This is a genomic window from Moorena sp. SIOASIH (assembly GCF_010671925.1).
In the GTDB taxonomy this organism is placed as follows: Bacteria; Cyanobacteriota; Cyanobacteriia; order Cyanobacteriales; family Coleofasciculaceae; genus Moorena.
This window is the reverse complement of record NZ_JAAHIH010000008.1, coordinates 62,887-80,229: the sequence shown is the minus strand read 5'-3', so window position 1 is coordinate 80,229 and position 17,343 is coordinate 62,887. Positions and strand designations below refer to the sequence as shown.

The 17,343-nt window shown below is 43.6% G+C and carries 18 protein-coding genes; 14 read left to right on the top strand and 4 right to left on the bottom strand.

Translation table 11 applies throughout. The annotated features are described in order from the left end of the window. Positions 1 to 12: 12 nt before the first annotated feature. Positions 13 to 603 (bottom strand): DUF4126 domain-containing protein, encoded by a 591-nt coding sequence (locus F6J90_RS38455; protein ID WP_293106675.1) that lies wholly within the window; start codon positions 601 to 603, stop codon positions 13 to 15. 400 nt (positions 604 to 1,003) lie between these two features. Here F6J90_RS38455 and F6J90_RS38450 point away from each other — a divergent pair, with 400 nt between their 5' ends. The 7 genes from F6J90_RS38450 (at position 1,004) to F6J90_RS38420 (ending at position 6,414) form a co-directional block, all read left to right on the top strand. Further along, positions 1,004 to 2,290 carry a Glu/Leu/Phe/Val dehydrogenase gene (locus F6J90_RS38450; RefSeq protein ID WP_293106672.1) on the top strand — a complete coding sequence of 429 codons (1,287 nt, stop codon included), beginning with the start codon at positions 1,004 to 1,006 and terminating at the stop codon, positions 2,288 to 2,290. 17 nt (positions 2,291 to 2,307) lie between these two features. After that, entirely contained in the window at positions 2,308 to 2,457 is a 150-nt protein-coding gene (locus F6J90_RS38445) for a hypothetical protein (RefSeq protein WP_293106670.1), read from the top strand. Between the two features lie 218 nt (positions 2,458 to 2,675). Continuing rightward, the gene (locus tag F6J90_RS38440; protein WP_293107204.1) at positions 2,676 to 3,368 is read left to right on the top strand and encodes an ISAs1 family transposase; all 693 of its coding nucleotides are present in this window, start codon (positions 2,676 to 2,678) and stop codon (positions 3,366 to 3,368) included. Between the two features lie 121 nt (positions 3,369 to 3,489). Then, positions 3,490 to 3,657, top strand: coding sequence for a hypothetical protein (locus tag F6J90_RS38435; protein ID WP_293106668.1), 168 nt, complete (start codon positions 3,490 to 3,492; stop codon positions 3,655 to 3,657). A 139-nt stretch (positions 3,658 to 3,796) separates the two neighbouring features. After that, positions 3,797 to 4,282 carry an ISAs1 family transposase gene (locus F6J90_RS38430; RefSeq protein WP_293106665.1) on the top strand — a complete coding sequence of 162 codons (486 nt, stop codon included), beginning with the start codon at positions 3,797 to 3,799 and terminating at the stop codon, positions 4,280 to 4,282. Positions 4,283 to 4,856: 574 nt separating this feature from the next. Then, positions 4,857 to 5,402: an EF-hand domain-containing protein gene (locus F6J90_RS38425; protein WP_293106663.1), complete on the top strand. Its 546-nt coding sequence runs from the start codon at positions 4,857 to 4,859 to the stop codon at positions 5,400 to 5,402. 139 nt (positions 5,403 to 5,541) lie between these two features. Further along, entirely contained in the window at positions 5,542 to 6,414 is an 873-nt protein-coding gene (locus F6J90_RS38420; protein ID WP_293106660.1) for a class I SAM-dependent methyltransferase, read from the top strand. A gap of 257 nt (positions 6,415 to 6,671) precedes the next feature. Here the strand turns inward: F6J90_RS38420 and F6J90_RS38415 are convergent, their stop codons facing one another. Further along, positions 6,672 to 7,694, bottom strand: coding sequence for a methyltransferase (locus F6J90_RS38415; RefSeq protein WP_293106658.1), 1,023 nt, complete (start codon positions 7,692 to 7,694; stop codon positions 6,672 to 6,674). A gap of 94 nt (positions 7,695 to 7,788) precedes the next feature. Beyond that, positions 7,789 to 8,274 (bottom strand): hypothetical protein, encoded by a 486-nt coding sequence (locus F6J90_RS38410; protein WP_293106655.1) that lies wholly within the window; start codon positions 8,272 to 8,274, stop codon positions 7,789 to 7,791. A gap of 782 nt (positions 8,275 to 9,056) precedes the next feature. On the opposite strand from F6J90_RS38410, the gene F6J90_RS38405 reads away from it, so the two are divergent. Then, the gene (locus tag F6J90_RS38405) at positions 9,057 to 10,640 is read left to right on the top strand and encodes an NAD(P)-binding domain-containing protein (protein ID WP_293106653.1); all 1,584 of its coding nucleotides are present in this window, start codon (positions 9,057 to 9,059) and stop codon (positions 10,638 to 10,640) included. 40 nt (positions 10,641 to 10,680) lie between these two features. Beyond that, positions 10,681 to 10,848, top strand: coding sequence for a hypothetical protein (locus F6J90_RS38400; RefSeq protein ID WP_293106650.1), 168 nt, complete (start codon positions 10,681 to 10,683; stop codon positions 10,846 to 10,848). Positions 10,849 to 10,949: 101 nt separating this feature from the next. On the opposite strand, the gene F6J90_RS38395 is transcribed toward F6J90_RS38400, so the two are convergent. Next, positions 10,950 to 11,099, bottom strand: coding sequence for a hypothetical protein (locus F6J90_RS38395; protein WP_293106647.1), 150 nt, complete (start codon positions 11,097 to 11,099; stop codon positions 10,950 to 10,952). 162 nt (positions 11,100 to 11,261) lie between these two features. On the opposite strand from F6J90_RS38395, the gene F6J90_RS38390 reads away from it, so the two are divergent. From F6J90_RS38390 to F6J90_RS38370, 5 genes are all read left to right on the top strand, one after another. Further along, positions 11,262 to 11,807, top strand: a complete 546-nt coding sequence (locus tag F6J90_RS38390) for an EF-hand domain-containing protein (RefSeq protein WP_293106644.1) — start codon at positions 11,262 to 11,264, stop codon at positions 11,805 to 11,807. A gap of 29 nt (positions 11,808 to 11,836) precedes the next feature. Beyond that, positions 11,837 to 11,968: a hypothetical protein gene (locus tag F6J90_RS38385; RefSeq protein ID WP_293106641.1), complete on the top strand. Its 132-nt coding sequence runs from the start codon at positions 11,837 to 11,839 to the stop codon at positions 11,966 to 11,968. 2 nt (positions 11,969 to 11,970) lie between these two features. Then, on the top strand, positions 11,971 to 12,843 hold the full coding sequence (locus tag F6J90_RS38380; protein WP_293106638.1) for a class I SAM-dependent methyltransferase: 873 nt from the start codon (positions 11,971 to 11,973) through the stop codon (positions 12,841 to 12,843). Positions 12,844 to 13,122: 279 nt separating this feature from the next. Then, positions 13,123 to 14,703, top strand: coding sequence for an NAD(P)-binding domain-containing protein (locus F6J90_RS38375; protein WP_293106635.1), 1,581 nt, complete (start codon positions 13,123 to 13,125; stop codon positions 14,701 to 14,703). A 321-nt stretch (positions 14,704 to 15,024) separates the two neighbouring features. After that, positions 15,025 to 17,121, top strand: coding sequence for an ABC transporter ATP-binding protein (locus tag F6J90_RS38370; RefSeq protein ID WP_293106632.1), 2,097 nt, complete (start codon positions 15,025 to 15,027; stop codon positions 17,119 to 17,121). Positions 17,122 to 17,343 lie beyond the last annotated feature (222 nt).

Genomic DNA, 17,343 nt, shown 5'->3' with positions numbered 1-17,343 from the left:
AGGTTATCCCCTTCAGTCAGGATTCTGGTCATGGCTTTGATCACTCATACGGGAACGCTTCCCTCGAACATACCAACGATACCAATGCTTAGCACTGCGAATGGCTAGCCACAGTAGCAGTAAAGCGATTAATCCTCCTTGTTCAGGAGCATCAAAAGCTAAGATTATCAAAACTACGCACAGAAAATCCTGAAGAAACACTACCCACAGAGGTAAGCCACGCAAACGGTAGAACCATCCCACCTGAACTAACTGGAGTACGAAGGCTAATAAGCCGCCGACAATACCCACGACCCAGACAAATCCCGTTAGTTCTTCGGCAAACTGAGTTACAGCAATACCAAGAATTGCCCCCACTAGAGGACTTAACACTAGCTGAACTATTTGCAAGATTCGCTGTCCTAAGAGCTTTTTCGAGGCAAATAGCTCCACCAATGACCAAGTTGTCAAGATAGTCAGCAAGACTGGGGGATGAATCTGTGACAGTAACGGTACCTTCGACCAGAGTTGGTCACTGTGGAGCAAACCAATCACCAACAGGGGCAGGGCAATTCTCATTCCTGCCGCAGCGGAGGCTGAGAGGGCGGCGAGGAGTGCAATCATGGGTGTCTTTTTCAGCCAGCTATACTTATAGGTTACTTATAGGTTACTTAGACTTCGCAGCAGAAGTCGGGAACAGGGTTCGGAACAGGGAAATTCCGATGAAGAATTGAGGAAAACGGTATCAAAAAGCAACTGCATCCAGACAATACTTTGGCAAGATGTGTACTATAAACCAGTAAAGCTTAGCATAATGTAATAAAATATACAGTTTTTATGTGATTAAATTAAATAACTAGAGCTGGGTAAGTATAGCACTACCCATTAAGGTGATGACATTGATACAAGCAGCAAAAGCTCTTGTACTCAACTGTTGCCTTTTGCCCGCCCCCCTTACTAAGGGGGGTTAGGGGAGATTCCTCTTGCCTTGCCCGTAGCGCCTGTTAGCTGGAGAAATAACGGCATGTCTGAGTCATTATTTGCTGATGCCAGTAAACGATTGCAGAAATCACTGAAATATGTGTCAATTTCGGAGGATGCGATCGCACGCTTAAAATATCCCAAATCTAGTTTGAGCGTTTCCATCCCAGTCCGCATGGATGATGGCTCGTTACAGATGTTTCAGGGCTATCGGGTTCGCTATGACACCACCAGGGGACCAGCAAAAGGGGGAGTGCGGTATCATCCCCATGTTTCCTTAGATGAAGTCCAATCCTTAGCCTTTTGGATGACCTTTAAATGTGCCACCTTAAATTTGCCCTTCGGGGGTGGCAAAGGGGGAATTACTCTAAATCCTAAAGCCTTATCGAAGCTGGAGTTGGAACGGTTAAGTCGTGGTTACATCGATGCGATCGCAGATTTCATTGGGCCTGATATTGATATTCTCGCTCCCGACGTTTACACCAACTCCATGATTATGGGTTGGATGATGGATCAATACAGCGTCATTCGCCGTCAAATCAGTCCAGGGGTCGTCACAGGTAAACCATTGGCCTTGGGAGGAAGTGTTGGTCGCGATACCGCTACCGCTACTGGCGCGTTTTTTGTGATTGAATCCATTTTGCCTAAATTTGACCAGCTGCCTCAAAATACCACCGTAGCTGTGCAAGGATTTGGTAATGCTGGTGCTGTGATAGCGCAACTGTTAGCTAAAGCAGGTTATAAAGTTGTGGCTGTCAGTGATTCTCAAGGGGGTATTTATGCCAAAAAAGGCTTAGATATTCCCAGTATTCGCCAATACAAAACATCGAGTCAAGGCATTAAAGCCGTTTACTGTCGAGGTAGCGTTTGCAATATTGTTGAGCATGAAGTCATTACTAATCAAGACCTTTTAGCCTTAGATGTGGATGTCTTGATTCCTGCTGCTTTGGAAAATCAAATCACTGAAGAAAACGTTGATAATATCAGAGCTAACTATATCTTTGAAGTAGCGAATGGACCAGTAACCTCTACCGCTGACAATATTTTGGAAGAAAAAGGCATCTATGTTTTTCCTGACATATTGGTTAATGCTGGAGGTGTCACCGTTAGCTATTTTGAATGGTTACAAAACCGGAGTGGACACTATTGGAAGCTCGATGAAGTCCATCAGCGTCTGAAAGAGAAAATGGTGGAAGAAACTGAAACAATTTGGTCACTTTCTCAGGAACTAGCGGTTTCCATGCGCACAGCTGCTTATGTTCATGCTTTGAATCGCCTGGGAGACTCCCTGGATGCTAAAGGAACTAGAGATTATTATTGTAAAACTTGAGATGTAGCAGTTGTTAATTGGGTGAGGTACTTTGTAAGTATTCAGCTATCAGCTATCAGCTATCAGCCGTCAGCTCTACCAGTTTGACCCTGTGGGTGGAACGGGCATCTTGCTGGAACTGGCCTCTTGCTGTGGAACTGGCATCAGGCGTGGAACGGGCAGGGTAAGCGCATCTAATTTTGTATAAAAAAGTACAGATTAATTGGTCAATATATGTATAATTGCCAGTTTGAGTATTAATGATGTTAAGTAGTATCGTGATTAGCATTGCGTCTACTTTAGATTAGGGTTAGTCTCATGGGTAATGGTTTTCAATCTCGAACAGTTTCGCGAATTTTGCTCGAAAGCTTTAAGTGTAGCTAAAGCGACTGCGTTAACTGAAAAAATGGCATTAATTTTCAGCGAGATAGAAGACCCCCGTGTGGCTAGAACACGTGTCCATTTGTTAACAGATATTTTAATCATCGCAATACTATCAGTAATTGCAGGAGCCAAGGGATGGGAGGATATGGAAAATTATGGATTAAGTAAATATGAATGGCTAGAGCAATTTTTAGCTGTACCTAAAGGTATCCCAAGTGCAGACACATTTCGCCGAGTGTTTGTTCGCGCAGCGTCTCCGTTGGAGTTGCGTATCAACCCAAAAATATTCGAGAGATGTTTTAGACGTTGGGTCGAATCGATAGTTGAGACAGTAGAAGCACAGGTAATTCCCATTGACGGTAAAACTCTCAAAGGCTCTTATGATAGAGTACTGGGAAAAACCGCTTTGCACTTAGTCAGTGCATGGTCGAGTGAATATCGTCTTGTTTTAGGACAAGTAAAAGTAGCTGATAAATCAAATGAAATCACGGCAATTCCCGCCTTATTAGAATTACTAGATTTAGCTGGATGTATCGTAACAATTGATGCGAGCTTGTCGCAAACTGCCATTGCCTCTCAAATTATCAGTGCCAAAGCTGATTACGTTTTAGCTCTTAAAGCCAACCATCCTACCCTTAATAAACAAGTAAAAGATTGGTTTTATAAAAACCTATATCAGGAATTTAAAGGGATTATAGTTATGATAAACGGATAGAAAAGCGATGCAGCGCGGTCTTGGGGAGGCAGCGCGGTCTTGGGGGTTCCCCCCATGAGCGACTGCCGTGGTTTCCCCCATGAGCGACTGCATCAAGACAAGGTCATCATCGGCTGAGGGGGTGACAACAAGGCTAAAAACTAGACAGGGTATGGGGTGTGGGGTGTGGGGTGTGGGGAAAATAGAAGCGATGCAGCGCGGTCTTGGGGGTTTCCCCCATGAGCGACTGCATCAAGACAGGGAATTTGGAGTGACCCCAGCGATAACAATCGGTCCGAAACCTGATTAAACCGTCCCTTCAAGATCCCAAGCGCGAGTGGGGGAAACCCCCTGTTCCTCAGCTGCATCGCTACCAATGTGGCCAGCTCCTGATCTTCCCCTACACCCAATACCCCACACCCCACACCCTGTAAGGCTTTTAAGGCTGTTTGTCACCCCTTCAGCATCATCGGACTGAAAAAAGGCAAGTGTGGTGTGTTCCAATATCTGAAATATCACCTCTACATAACCAAGATGATTGGGTAGGACTTAAGTGTATTGTCATGGTGATAAGAGTACGTCATCTGTGGAACAAAACTACACGCGAAGTTCAGTTTTACTTAACGAGTTTGGATTGTGATGCTCGTAAATTAGCGAAAGCTATCCGTCTCCACTGGGGTGTAGAAAATGGGTTGCATTGGACAATAGAAGTCACTTTTCATGAAGATGCTTGCCGTGTTCGTACTGGCCATGCTCCACAAAACTTATCATTGCTGCGACGAATTGCACTTAACCCATTGAATTTAGAGCAATCGTTCCGGCGTAGTAATCGTCAAAAATCGAATCGAGCTGCTATGGATAATAACTATATGTTGACGATTATCGCTGCTTGTTTATCTCATTATCATGATGCCTCAAAACCTTTATGTCAATAGGTTTTGAGATGCGCTTACCCTGCGTGGAAGGGGCATTTTGCCCGTTTCATTTCCGGACGGACTGTTTCAACACTGGCTACCAATAAAATCAGGGTGAGCCGGTTCGTAACCCACCCTACGCCACATTTACTATAGCATTTCCAAATATATCAGAAAAAATTATCACCAATCTAGTGACAAATCATGATCAAATCTATAATGGTTTGTTAATTATAACGTTTGAGAATTTTATAATTTAAGGAAGGGCGTTATCTAGTTAGCGATCGCATACAGCCCAGCAGAGCATATCGCCAACTTTTACAGACAACGATCAAAGGTTAATTTTCCCTCTGGTAGAGAAAGGCAAATCCCAAAATACAAATCACAGCAAGACCTTGGTAATTTGATTAAAAATTATAAACAAACCCTTGACAAAGAGTCTTGTTTATGAACTTGTCACCAAGGCTAGATTAGCTGTTTTTCCCCTGACCATGAGCTGTTGCTGTAACCAACGGTGTATTAATTCTGTCCGACTAGTTATCTTAGTATAAACTTAGTGTAAACCTGAATTTAGTACTCCCTGGATAAATTAATTATGTTAACTGAATTTCAGAAGGAAAAATTACCAAGATTGTTTAAAATGTATGACGCCGACAATAACGGTTTCATTGAGCAAGCGGATTTTGAGCGGTTTCTAGAAACCTACTCTCAGGTTGGCGGCTGGGAACCTGCCTCACCCAACTACAATTCTTTGCAATCGAAGTTAATGTCTCGTTGGGATAGTATGCAAAAGTTTGCAGACACTAATCGTGACAACAGGATATCTTTGGAGGAATGGCTGACATATATCGAGAATATCCTTAAAGACCAAGGCGCTTATGAAGCGGAAATACGGGGCATCGCCGGTTTCGTCTTTAGCGTATTTGATAGTAATGGGGATGAGCAACTGGATTTGGAGGAATACAGACAGTTTTATTGCACCAGTGGACATGATGAAAATATGGCTAATGAGGTATTTAAACGGCTCAATTTCAAGGATGATGACTCCATTACTAAAGAAAAACATATCGAGTTAATTGATCAATTCTTCTATAGTGAAGATCCAGAAGCACCTGGTAATTTTATCTTTGGTCAAGGGTAGATATAACTGGGTGCATCTCATTTTTGTCTCATTTTTGTAAGTGAGATGCACCTCCTTGTTACCTGTTAGCTGTTAGCTTTGCTAAAGCAATTTTCCCCTTTTCCCTACTCCCTAAATTCCCAATTCCCAATTCATAATCATGCAGGTGCCAACTAGTTCCTTCGACAAAATCAGTCCCACAGCGTTACTAGTGGCTTATGCCAGACAGTTTACCGACATTCCTTATTCCCAAGAATTAGCACAATTGGTTAATGCTCAAGCTTTCGTAGAGCAGTTACAAAAACAACAATCCGATAAATCCTTTGAAGTAGCAGTTTTATTTGAAGGTCGGTATAAAGCTATCAATCAAGTGATGGCTCAATTTCAAACAACTCAAATCCTTGAACTAGCCTCCGGCTTGGTGCCACGGGGCATGGTAATGTCTCGGGAGCCTTCTACAACTTTTATCGAGACTGATTTGCCAGGGATGATAACGGGCAAACAGCAACTGGTGAAACAGCTAGTTGGTGTACGCTCAAACTTGCACTTTGTTGGGATTGATGCCACTAGTCAACCCAGCCAATTCCCTCTCGATGTAGATTATCTAGATTCCCAAAAGCCCATTACTGTAATATGCGAGGGACTACTGCTGTACCTGACATTTAATCAAAAACAGCGGTTATTTGCTAATGTCCCGGAGTTGCTTCAGGTTTATGGTGGTGTATGGATAACCCCTGATTTAATCACAAAAGAAGATTTGAGTAGGATACGAAGAAATAGCCCAGCTTGGCAAAAATTAAGCCAGACAGTCAGAGGGATGACAGCCACCTCAGACACAGATACTATCTTTGACAATTTCGATCAGCTTAGGCAGTTTGTAACGGAGCAAGGGTTTCAGCTTCAGGCTTATAATAGGCTCAATGTATTAGAGCAACTAACTTGCTTACAACCGTTGGGGATTAATCCTGCTGTTGCCGAATCTATACTCGCGGATTCATTTGTATTTGTGCTTACTCCCGACATCGGAAGTTAAATAGGGTGGATCTCATATTTTAAAATTGTGCGTAGGGTGCGTTAGGGGAGCCGAGGATTTTATCGGTAGCCACAGTTAGCTCGCTGCCCGTAACGCACCACCGAGTCAAACAACTTTTAGGAGATGCACCGGTTAAATATAGCGTTTAACGCAGTTATGAAGTACAGTATTAGTTGAGGATGATTCCCTTAATATCATCTTGACTATTGCTAGCATGCCTTTTGCCTTAAAAGGATAAGCAATGTCGCTGATCAGTATCAAAATGCTATACCAGGGTTGGCTTCAAGGATCACAACTGGAGACTCCATCGGTAAAATTCGCTGCAACTTGAAGTCAGACTGAGCCAAAAGTCGGCGAAACTCCCGCTCAGTCCGTTCTTTACCTCCTAAAGATACCATCATTGATATGTCAAACCATTTGGCAGGGTGGAAATCGTTACCGCCAGGGATCAGCATTTCGAGAATGAGAAGCTTACCATGTGGTGGGATGGCTTTTCGGCAACAACTTAACAGTTCTGTTGCCTGCTCGTCGCTCCAGCTGTGCAGAATATGCTTCATTAGGTAAATATCATGACCAGCTGGGATCGATTCAAAAAAGCTACCTGCCACCAGATCGCATCGCTTGGTCACACCTTTTTCTGCTAGAAACGGCAGCGCTCCTTCAATAACCGAGGGAAGATCAAAAAGTACCCCCCGTAAGTTGGGATTAGCTTGGAGAATTGATGCGAGCAAAAGACCATGACCTCCCCCTACATCGACAACTGAGCCCACATCCTTAAAGTTATACACCTGAGGAAATTCTGCGGCAACAGAGACAGACCATGAGGTCATTGAGTGGTTAAAATGTTCAGCAGTTTTTGGATGGGTATTAAGGTATTCAAACAGCTCTAATCCGTTAGCTTGTTTAAAGGAAGCTTTGCCTGTTTTTAGCACATCCATCAGGTGCATCCATGCTCGCCAATTACCATCATGAGGAACATAAAGGGCAAGATCGTGCAGTGAACCGGGAATGTCACAGCGCAGGCAGTCAGATAGAGGAGTATTGGTAAACTCTCCTGTTACAATTTCCCTGAATACCCCAAGCATAGCCAGACCTCGGAGTAGGCGGTATAGTGATGAGACATCGGTTCCCGTGGCTTCTGCCAATTCTTGAACATGCTTAGGTTGTTGAGCAACTAGATCAGCAATTCCCAGTTCTGCTACAGCCTGTATGGACTTAGCAACTATTCCTCCATAAAGCATTTGCTTCATGACTACCATTGGCATGAGTTCTTCTGTCATTTATCAAGAACACTTACTACGTGAACCAATAGAAATAACCACAAATATCAACCTACTTGGGTACTTGTGGAAAAATGCTTAAATCAGGTTGATGTTACTTAAAAGAAGGAATGCCTTCCGGAAAGAGGAGAGAAATACGTTTGTCTCTGGTCTGGGCTTCCTCAATACAAAGTTGCTCAATCTGTTTAACAACATCTTCTTCCACCCCAAGACGTTTTGCCATTTTGTAAACTGCTGCCCGTTCCTCTTCATGATATTCTCGGTCAGCAGAACAAGCCTGAATAGCAGTATAAATAATTATACGACGACTATGTTTGTTGGCGATAGGGGCATCAGCTAGAACGTCAAGCAGATCTTCATCGGCTGGGTAAGTTTTTGCCATTTCGTACCCGGTATTTCCAAATACAGCAGCACGACCAGCAACCCAGTTTCTTTCTTCTGGTTCTATAATTCCGTCTCCTTTTGCACAAATGAGAACAGCTTTTACAAAAGCTTCATAGTCTTGATCCGGTGGAGTAGTTTCCACCCCATAAAAGTGATTGAGTAGCCAAACTTTACCATCCTGCTCTAGATTAGACATAATGTAATCTCGCTAATTTTATTTGACCAGAGTATATCATGAAGTATACATGCTGCTCTGAGATTGTACTATGTGAGTTCGATATTAAGATCAAGTTCCGATAATTACTTAGAATTAGGCCTGACGGGTCCTCGGCCACCAGTCAAAGCAAGTCAGCCCCCTAATCAAGTCTTGCTGACCCAGCAATTGCTGACAACGATAGACCAATAAATTCTCGTTTATCGTCGATAGTTTGTAAGCATTCAGCTATCAGCGTGTCGCGTATCAGCTAATGCGCTAGGCCCACACTAATTGAGGTGTTTATGGGGAAAGTGCCAGCGTCGAAGCCTGTGCCACCACAGCGTCGAAGCCTGTGCCACTTTGAGGTGCTTTTGAATAAAATAAGCTGACCGCTGACTGCTGACTGCTGAATGCTTACGATAGTTTGAAGGGAATGATTCGTCCCAATCTCGTTAGTCAGCGGCCACAACCTTTCGGCTTTGCTCGTTGTAGATCATTGAGTTGGGTTGGCTTTCCCGGATTTGAGTGTCGTTGATCGCCCAAAGCATTTGGTCCGTGTTGGTTATAACATAGCTGTTGCCGAATCTATACTCGCGGATTCATTTGTTTTTGCCCTTACTCCCGACATCGGAAGTTAAATAAGCGCGTTGATTGCAGTAATCAGGTACAGTATTAGTTGAGGATGATTTCCTTAAGATCATCTTAAATATTGCCTTTTGAATGGATACCTTTTGCCTTCAAATGCTAAGCTTTGTACTGAGCAGTATCAGAATTGCTATAGTATGTTTGATTGCATCGTGATTGGAGCCGGTCCAGCCGGTATAGTTACTACCAAAGAATTACTAGAGCAAGGAGTAGGCGAGGTAATCTGTTTAGAGCAAGCAGAGGATGTGGGCGGGGTTTATGCCCATGCCTACGACAGTTTAGTGCTGACTACCTCTTGCGCATTTAGTATGTTTTCAGACTTCTGGATAGGTGATGGCAATCAGCACAAATTCTGGACGAAGAACGAAGCAGTTGACTATTGGAAAAGCTATGGAAAACATTTTGGTGTTTTAGAGAAAATTCGTTTCAATTCCAAAGTTGTAGCACTCACTCCCGAAGAAAATCAAGGGTGGGAAATTAAATTAGCCTCTGGAGAGATTTTGCACTCAAAACGGGTAGCATTGGCAATTGGTAACAACAGTATCTCAAATTATCCAGAGTGGAAATACTTATTAACTGAAGTCGAGTTTTCCCATTCCAAGGAATATCGTAATGCCGATAACTTTGTGGGCAAAACCGTATTAGTAGTTGGGGGAGGTGAGTCAGCTTCAGAGATAGCCCTAGAAATATCTCGTGTCGCTAACAAGTGCTGGGTGAGCCTTCGCAATTCAGCTGGGTGGATAATACCCAGAAAGAGGGGTTCCTTTGCTCTCGATAATGCTAGTCATCGGGGTGTATACGGTCTACCAAGGGACTATGGACATACTTTGACCCAATTGCTCTTTAAAAAGTGGTTGAGCCAAAATGATCCAACTTACGACATTGCAGTTAAACTCAATCAGAAGGTTAAGGCTAAAAAAGGGGTCTGGGGAAGCTATGGAACTAAAAATTTCTCTTTACCCAAGGCAATTGTCTATCACGGCTGTCAAGTGGTCGGCGAAATAGTAAAGGTAAAAGATGGTGGCAGGACATTGATCGCAGCCGATGGGGAAACCATTGAAAACGTGGATGCGGTGGTATTTTGTACCGGCTACAAAAACTATGTGTCTTTCCTACCTGAGCACTTGAGAAAAACTGACCCCCGGAGTCTTTACAAACATATCTTTCATCCCCAGTATCGGGACAAAATCGCTTGGATTGGTTGGGCACGTCCGGCCATTGGCAGTCAGTTTCCTCTTACGGAAATGCAAGCCAGATTTTTTGCCTTGATTTGCACTGGTAAACGAAGTCTTCCCCCTTCTGAGGAAATGGAGCAGGTGGCATCTATCGATAAAGCCAAATATTTAGAACAGTTTGAACATAATGCTGCTCGCATCAGAAGCTTGCTTGATTATCATATTTACATCGACGAGCTAGCTGATTTAATTGGGTGCAAACCGCCCTTATGGAAATACTTTTTCTTACATCCTCGGCTCTGGCTTACTATCGTATATGGTCCTACCCAAGGTACCCAATTTCGTTTGCGAGGACCAGGCCAAAAGAAAGCTTTGGCTCAAGAGCTAATTAGGAAGTTACCAGTGAGTCCATTCCATCGTGTCGTGGTTGTCAAAGCTGGTTTAAGAGGTCGTGTGATATATGGGTTCAAGGCTGTAGTTAAGGGGTTGTTGAATCCGATCTATTTTGCTAGGAATTTGGCCAGAAACAAAGGTCAATCAAGTTAGGCTGTGGTCAACAGTAGGTCACAATAGTTAGTAGATGTAGTTGGTAGATGCGATCGCATACAGCGCAGCAGAGCTTATCGGCAACTTTTACCCACAACTATCAAACCTTAATTTTCCCTCTGGTATAGAAATGCAAATTACCAAATACCAATCACAGCAAGATTTTGGAACTTTGATTAAAACTTATGAACAAATTATTTACAAATAGTATTGTTTATGATATATCCACCAAGGCTAGATTAGCTGTTTTCACCCTGACCATGAGCTGTTGCTGTAACCAACGGTGTATTAACTGTGCTCTACTCATTTTCAAAGGCCTAAGTACTTGGAGATAAAGTTTTTTATAGCGGTTTTCAATTGGGTGAGGTACAGAGTCCTTGGTTTTAGGGAACAGGGAACAGGGAACAGAGAAGAGGCAACAGGGAACAGGGAACAGGGAAAAAATCCTGTGTACCTCATTAGGATAGAAACCGCTATAACTGTGTTCAAAAAACTTAACGTTTCTCAACCCCTTTCTGTTCCAGGCTCCGACGTTCCCTTGTCTAAATAGTCAACTTTAATTGACTCCGACTAATTATCCTACTGTAAACTTGAATTTAGTAATCGCTGGAGAAATTAATTATGTTAACTGAATTGCAGAAGCAGAAATTCCCAAGATTATTTGAAATGTATGACGCCGACAATAACGGTTTTATTGAGCAAGCGGATTTTGAGCGGTTCCTAGAAACCTACTCTCAGCTTCGCAGCTGGGAACCAGGCTCACCCAACTACAATTCCTTTCAATCGAAGTTAATGTCTCGTTGGGATAGTATGCAAAAGTTTGCAGACACCAATCGTGACAACAGGATATCTTTGGAGGAATGGCTGGCATATATCGAGAATATCCTTAATGACCAAGACGCTTATGAAGCAGAAATAAAGGGCATCGCCGGTTTCGTCTTTAGCGTATTTGATACTAATGGGGATGAGCAACTGGATTTGGAGGAATACAGACAATGGTATCGAAGCGCCGGACGTGATGAAAATTATGCTAACGAGGTATTCAAACGGCTCAATTTAAAGGATGATGACTCCATTTCTAAAGAAAAACATATCGAGCTGCTCGATCAATTCTTCCGTAGTGAAGATCCAGAAGCACCTGGTAATTTTATCTTTGGTCAAGGTTAGATAGAACTGCGTTCATCTAACTTTTGTAAGTGAGATGCACCTCCCTACTCCCTGTTCCCTGTTCCCTGTTCCCTGTTCCCTGTTCCCTGTTACCTGTTCCCTTTGCTAAAGCAATTTTCCCCTTTTCCCTACTCCCTAAATTTCCAATTCCCAATTCATAATCATGCAGGTGCCAACTAGTTCCTTCGACAAAATCAGCCCCACAGCGTTACTAGTGGCTTATGCCAGACAGTTTACCGATATTCCTTATTCCCAAGAATTGGCACAATTGGTTAATGCTCAAGCTTTCGTAGAGCAGTTACAAAAACAACAATCCGATAAATCCTTTGAAGTAGCAGTTTTATTTGAAGGTCGGTATAAAGCTATCAATCAAGTGATGGCTCAATTTCAAACAACTCAAATCCTTGAACTAGCCTCCGGCTTGGTGCCACGGGGCATGGTAATGTCTCGGGAGCCTTCTACAACTTTTATCGAGACTGATTTGCCAAGGATGATAAGCCGCAAACAGCAACTGGTGAAACAGCTAGTTGGCGTACGCTCAAACTTGCACTTTGTTGGGATTGATGCCACTAGTCAACCCAGCCAATTCCCTATCGATGTAGATTATCTAGATTCCCGAACGCCCATTACTGTAATATGCGAGGGACTACTGCTGTACCTGACATTTAATCAAAAACAGCGGTTGTTTGCTAATGTCCGGGAGTTGCTTCAGGTTTATGGTGGTGTGTGGATAACCCCTGATTTAATCACAAAAGAATATTTGAGTAGGGTACGGAGAAATAGCCCAGCTTGGCAAAAATTGAGCCAGACAGTCAGAGGGATGACAGCCACCTCAGACACAGATACTATCTTTGACAATTTTGATCAGGTTAGACAATTCGTAAATCAGCAAGGGTTTCAGCTTCAGGCGTATAGTATGCTCAATGTATTAGACCAACTAACTTGCTTGCAACCGTTGGGGATTAATCCTGCTGTTGCCGAATCTATACTCGCGGATTCATTTGTGTTTGTGCTTACTCCGGACATCAGAAGTTAAATAGGGTGGATCTCATATTTTAAAATTGTGCGTAGGGTGCGTTAGGGGAGCCGAGGATTTTATCGGTAGCCACAGTTAGCTCGCTGCCCGTAACGCACCACCGAGTCAAACAACTTTTAGGAGATGCACCCGTTAAATATAGCGTTTAACGCAGTTATGAAGTACAGTATTAGTTGAGGATGATTCCCTTAAGATCATCTTAAATATTGCCTTTTGAATGGATGCCTTTTGCCTTCAAATGCTAAGCTTTGTACTGAGCAGTATCAGAATTGCTATAGTATGTTAGATTGCATCGTGATTGGAGCAGGGCCAGCTGGTATAGTTACTACCAAAGAATTACTGGAGCAAGGTGTGGGCGAGGTGCTCTGTTTAGAGCAAGCAGAGGAGCTGGGAGGAGTTTATGCCAATGCCTACGACAGTTTAGTGCTGACTACCTCTTGCGCATTTAGTATGTTTTCTGACTTCTGGATAGGTGATGGAAATCAGCACAAATTCTGGACAAAGAACGAAGCAGTTGACTATTGGAAGAGCTATGCCAAACATTTTGGTGTTTTAGAGAAAATTCGTTTCAACTCCAAAGTGGTAGCAGTCACTCCCGAAGACAATCAAGGGTGGCAAATTAAACTAGCATCTGGAGAGATTTTGCACTCAAAACGGGTGGCATTGGCAATTGGTAACAACAGTATCTCAAATTATCCAGAGTGGAAAGACTTATTAACTGAAGTCGAGTTTTCCCATTCCAAGGAATATCGTAATGCCAATAACTTTGTGGGCAAAACCGTATTAGTGGTTGGCGGAGGTGAGTCAGCTTCAGACATAGCCCTAGAAATATCTGGTGTCGCCAACAAGTGCTGGGTGAGCCTTCGCAATTCAGCTGGGTGGATAATACCTAGAAAGAGAGGTCCCTTTGCTGCCGATACTGCTAGCCATCGCGGTGTATACGGTCTACCCAGAGACTATGGACATGCTTTGAGCCAACTTATCTTCCGATTAGAGTTGAGCAAGAAAGATCCAGTTCATGATACTATAGTTGAGCTCAATCAAAAGGTTAAGGCTAAAAAAGGGGTCTGGGGGACCTACGGAACTAAAAATATCTCCTTACCCAAGGCAATTGTGGATCATGGCTGTCAAGTGGTCGGCGAAATAGTGAAGGTAAAAGATGGTGGCTCGACATTGATCGCCGCTGATGGGGAAACCCTTGAAAACGTGGATGCGGTGGTATTTTGTACCGGCTACAAAAACTATGTGTCTTTCCTACCTGAGCACTTGAGAACAACTGACCCCCGGAGTCTTTATAAACATATCTTTCATGCCAAGTATCGGGATAAAATCGCTTGGATTGGCTGGGCACGTCCGGCAATTGGCAGTCAGTTTCCTCTTACGGAAATGCAAGCCAGATTTTTTGCCTTGATTTGCACTGGTAAACGAACTCTTCCGGCTTCTGAGGAAATGGAGCAGGTAGCATCTATAGATAAAGCCAAATATTTAGAACAGTTTGAACATAATGCTGCTCGCATCAGAAGCTTGCTTGATTATCATATTTACATCGACGAGCTAGCTGATTTAATTGGGTGCAAACCGCCCTTGTGGAAATACTTTTTCTTACATCCTCAGCTCTGGTTTACCATCGTATATGGTCCGACGCAAGGTACTCAGTTTCGTTTACGAGGACCAGGCCAAAAGAAAGCTTTGGCTCAAGAGCTGATCAAGAAGTTACCGGTGATTCCCTTCAATAATCACGTTATCAAAGCTGGTCTAAGAGGTCGTGTGATTTATGGGTTCAAGGCTGTAGTTAAGGGGTTGATGAATCCGCTCTATTTTGCTAGGAATTTGGCCAGAAACAAAGGTCAATTAGGGTAAGCATACGCGCTACGCGCACGCTACTTGAGGTGCGGTCAGCCGTCAGCGGTCAGCGGTCAGCTTAAAATAAACCTCTTTAGGGAGAATTTAATAGTTCGAGATAAGCTATAAGCTATCAGCTGATAGCTTATAGCTTACTTCCCAGGTAGCAGCCAGATCGATCTGATTGAAGATAGAAAACAGCTGATAGCTGAACGCGCACGCGTGCGCGTAGCGCTTAAGCTGACGGCTGACAGCTGACAGCTGACGTAGGGAGTAAACCCTAGAGTCAAGTTTTGTATCATTTAAGTTAACTCTCTTAACTTAATCCTCTTGAATGCCATGACTGACACTGTTCTTGACGTCCGTAATCTGAAAGTCCAATTCCAAACCGATGTAAAACAGGTCACAGCCGTTGACAGCATTGACTTTCAACTGCGTCGAGGACAAACCCTAGGGATTGTGGGGGAGTCAGGCTCTGGGAAATCAGTCACCTCTTTGGCCATCATGGGTTTGGTACCCTATCCTGGTAAAGTTACCAATGGCGAGATTTACTTCCGACCCTCAGCTCGGGAAACAGGAGTGGATTTACTAGGGCTGAGTCCTGATCAAAAGCAGTCCTACCGGGGTGGTCAAATCTCAATGATTTTCCAAGAACCCATGACTTCCCTTAACCCAGTTTATACCTGTGGGTTTCAACTGACAGAAGCAATTCTGCAACACCAGGATGTTTCCCTAAAAGAAGCAAGGCGTCAAGCCATGGCTCGTCTTCAAGAGGTGAAGCTACTCCCTAGCGATCAACAATTGAGGGAAAGTTTTCTAGAGGAATTCCGTCGGGAGAACCCTGGTCAAGCTATACCAGGGGAACGGGTAATTAATCGCCACATTAACCAGCAAAAACGGGAAATATTAAAGCGCTATCCCCATGAACTGTCTGGTGGTCAATTGCAGCGGGTAATGATTGCGATCGCAATTTCTTGTAACCCTGATGTGTTGATTGCTGATGAACCCACTACTGCTCTCGATGTTACCGTACAGGCAACCATTCTGGATTTGCTAAGGGAGTTACGGGATACCCGAGGGATGTCCATGATTTTTATTACCCACGACTTAGGCGTGATTGCGGAAATTGCTGACAGCGTAGCGGTGATGTACCAAGGCAAAATTGTGGAAAGGGGTGATGTCTGGAAAATTTTCTCTGAACCAAACCATCCCTACACCAAGGGATTATTAGCCTGTCGCCCAACTCTCGACCAAACTCTAACATACCTACCAACTGTTTCTGACTTCATGGAGGTGGTAACTACTGCTAGTGGGGAAGAGGTGATCCGAGAAAAATCAAAAGGGTTGAATTTTGACCGGTTCCAGCTTCAAACTTCCCCAGATAACCTACCCTACGGGAACGCTAAAGGCGAACAACCTTCAACCACACAACCTTCAACCTCCCAACCTCCAACCTCCCAACCTTCAACCTCCCAACCTTCAACCTCCCAACCTTCAACCTCCCAACCTTGGCCAAAAGGCCACGCTACGCTAACAAGCAAACCACCGTTAGTTTCGGTCCGTAACTTACAGGTAGGCTTTCCCATTCGAGGCATATTTGGCGGGACGAAACGCTATCTGATGGCAGTCAATGGAGTATCCTTTGATGTTTATCCCAGTGAAACCTTGGGCTTAGTGGGAGAATCCGGTTGTGGCAAATCTACCTTAGCACGAACATTGCTGCGCTTGATTGAACCAATGAGTGGAGAAGTACACTTTGATGGTAAAGAGATTACCACGATCAAGGGTATGGGTTTACGGCAACTACGCCGTGAAATGCAAATTGTGTTTCAGAATCCCTTTAGTTCCCTCGACCCACGACTGAAGATTGGGGAAGCAGTGATGGAACCCCTATTGATTCATGATGTTGGGGGTAATAGTAAGGCAAAACGCGATCGCGTGGCTGAGTTGTTGGAGCGAGTGGATTTAAATCCTGACTGGATCAATCGCTATCCTCACGAATTTTCTGGAGGTCAGCGCCAGCGGGTCTGTATTGCTAGGGCACTAGCTCTTAATCCTAAGTTTATCATTTGTGATGAATCCGTTTCTGCTCTAGATGTTTCCGTACAGGCACAAGTCCTGAATTTGCTGAAACAATTGCAGAAGGATTTCGGCTTAACCTATATCTTCATTTCCCATGACTTGAGTGTAGTTAAATTCATGAGCGATCGCATTATGGTAATGAACCAGGGCAAAATTGAAGAAATTGGTCCCGCTGACAGTATTTATCGAGAGCCGCAGCAGGATTATACTCGTCAGCTGATTGCTTCTATTCCCACTGGTACTCTCGATCGGATTCAACAGCAGCAACACAGACGACAAGCTATGGAAATCCCTGAGATTAGTGATCCATGGTCTCTTAATGCTGAGATTAGTGATCCATGGTCTGTTAATTAAGGGAAAGGTTATTTTTTTTATTCAAAATTTAATTCAAAATGCCAACTTAAAAATTCAAAATTACGTAAGCTATCAGCTATCAGCGTGTAGCGTATCAGCTATCAGTATCGAAGTCTGTGCCACGAGTCATAGAATTTTCCCCAGACTCTCAATTCTCATGAATCTGGAATTATTAAATTATCTCGTTCTAGGTTTATTTTAAGCTGAAGGCTGAAGGCTGAC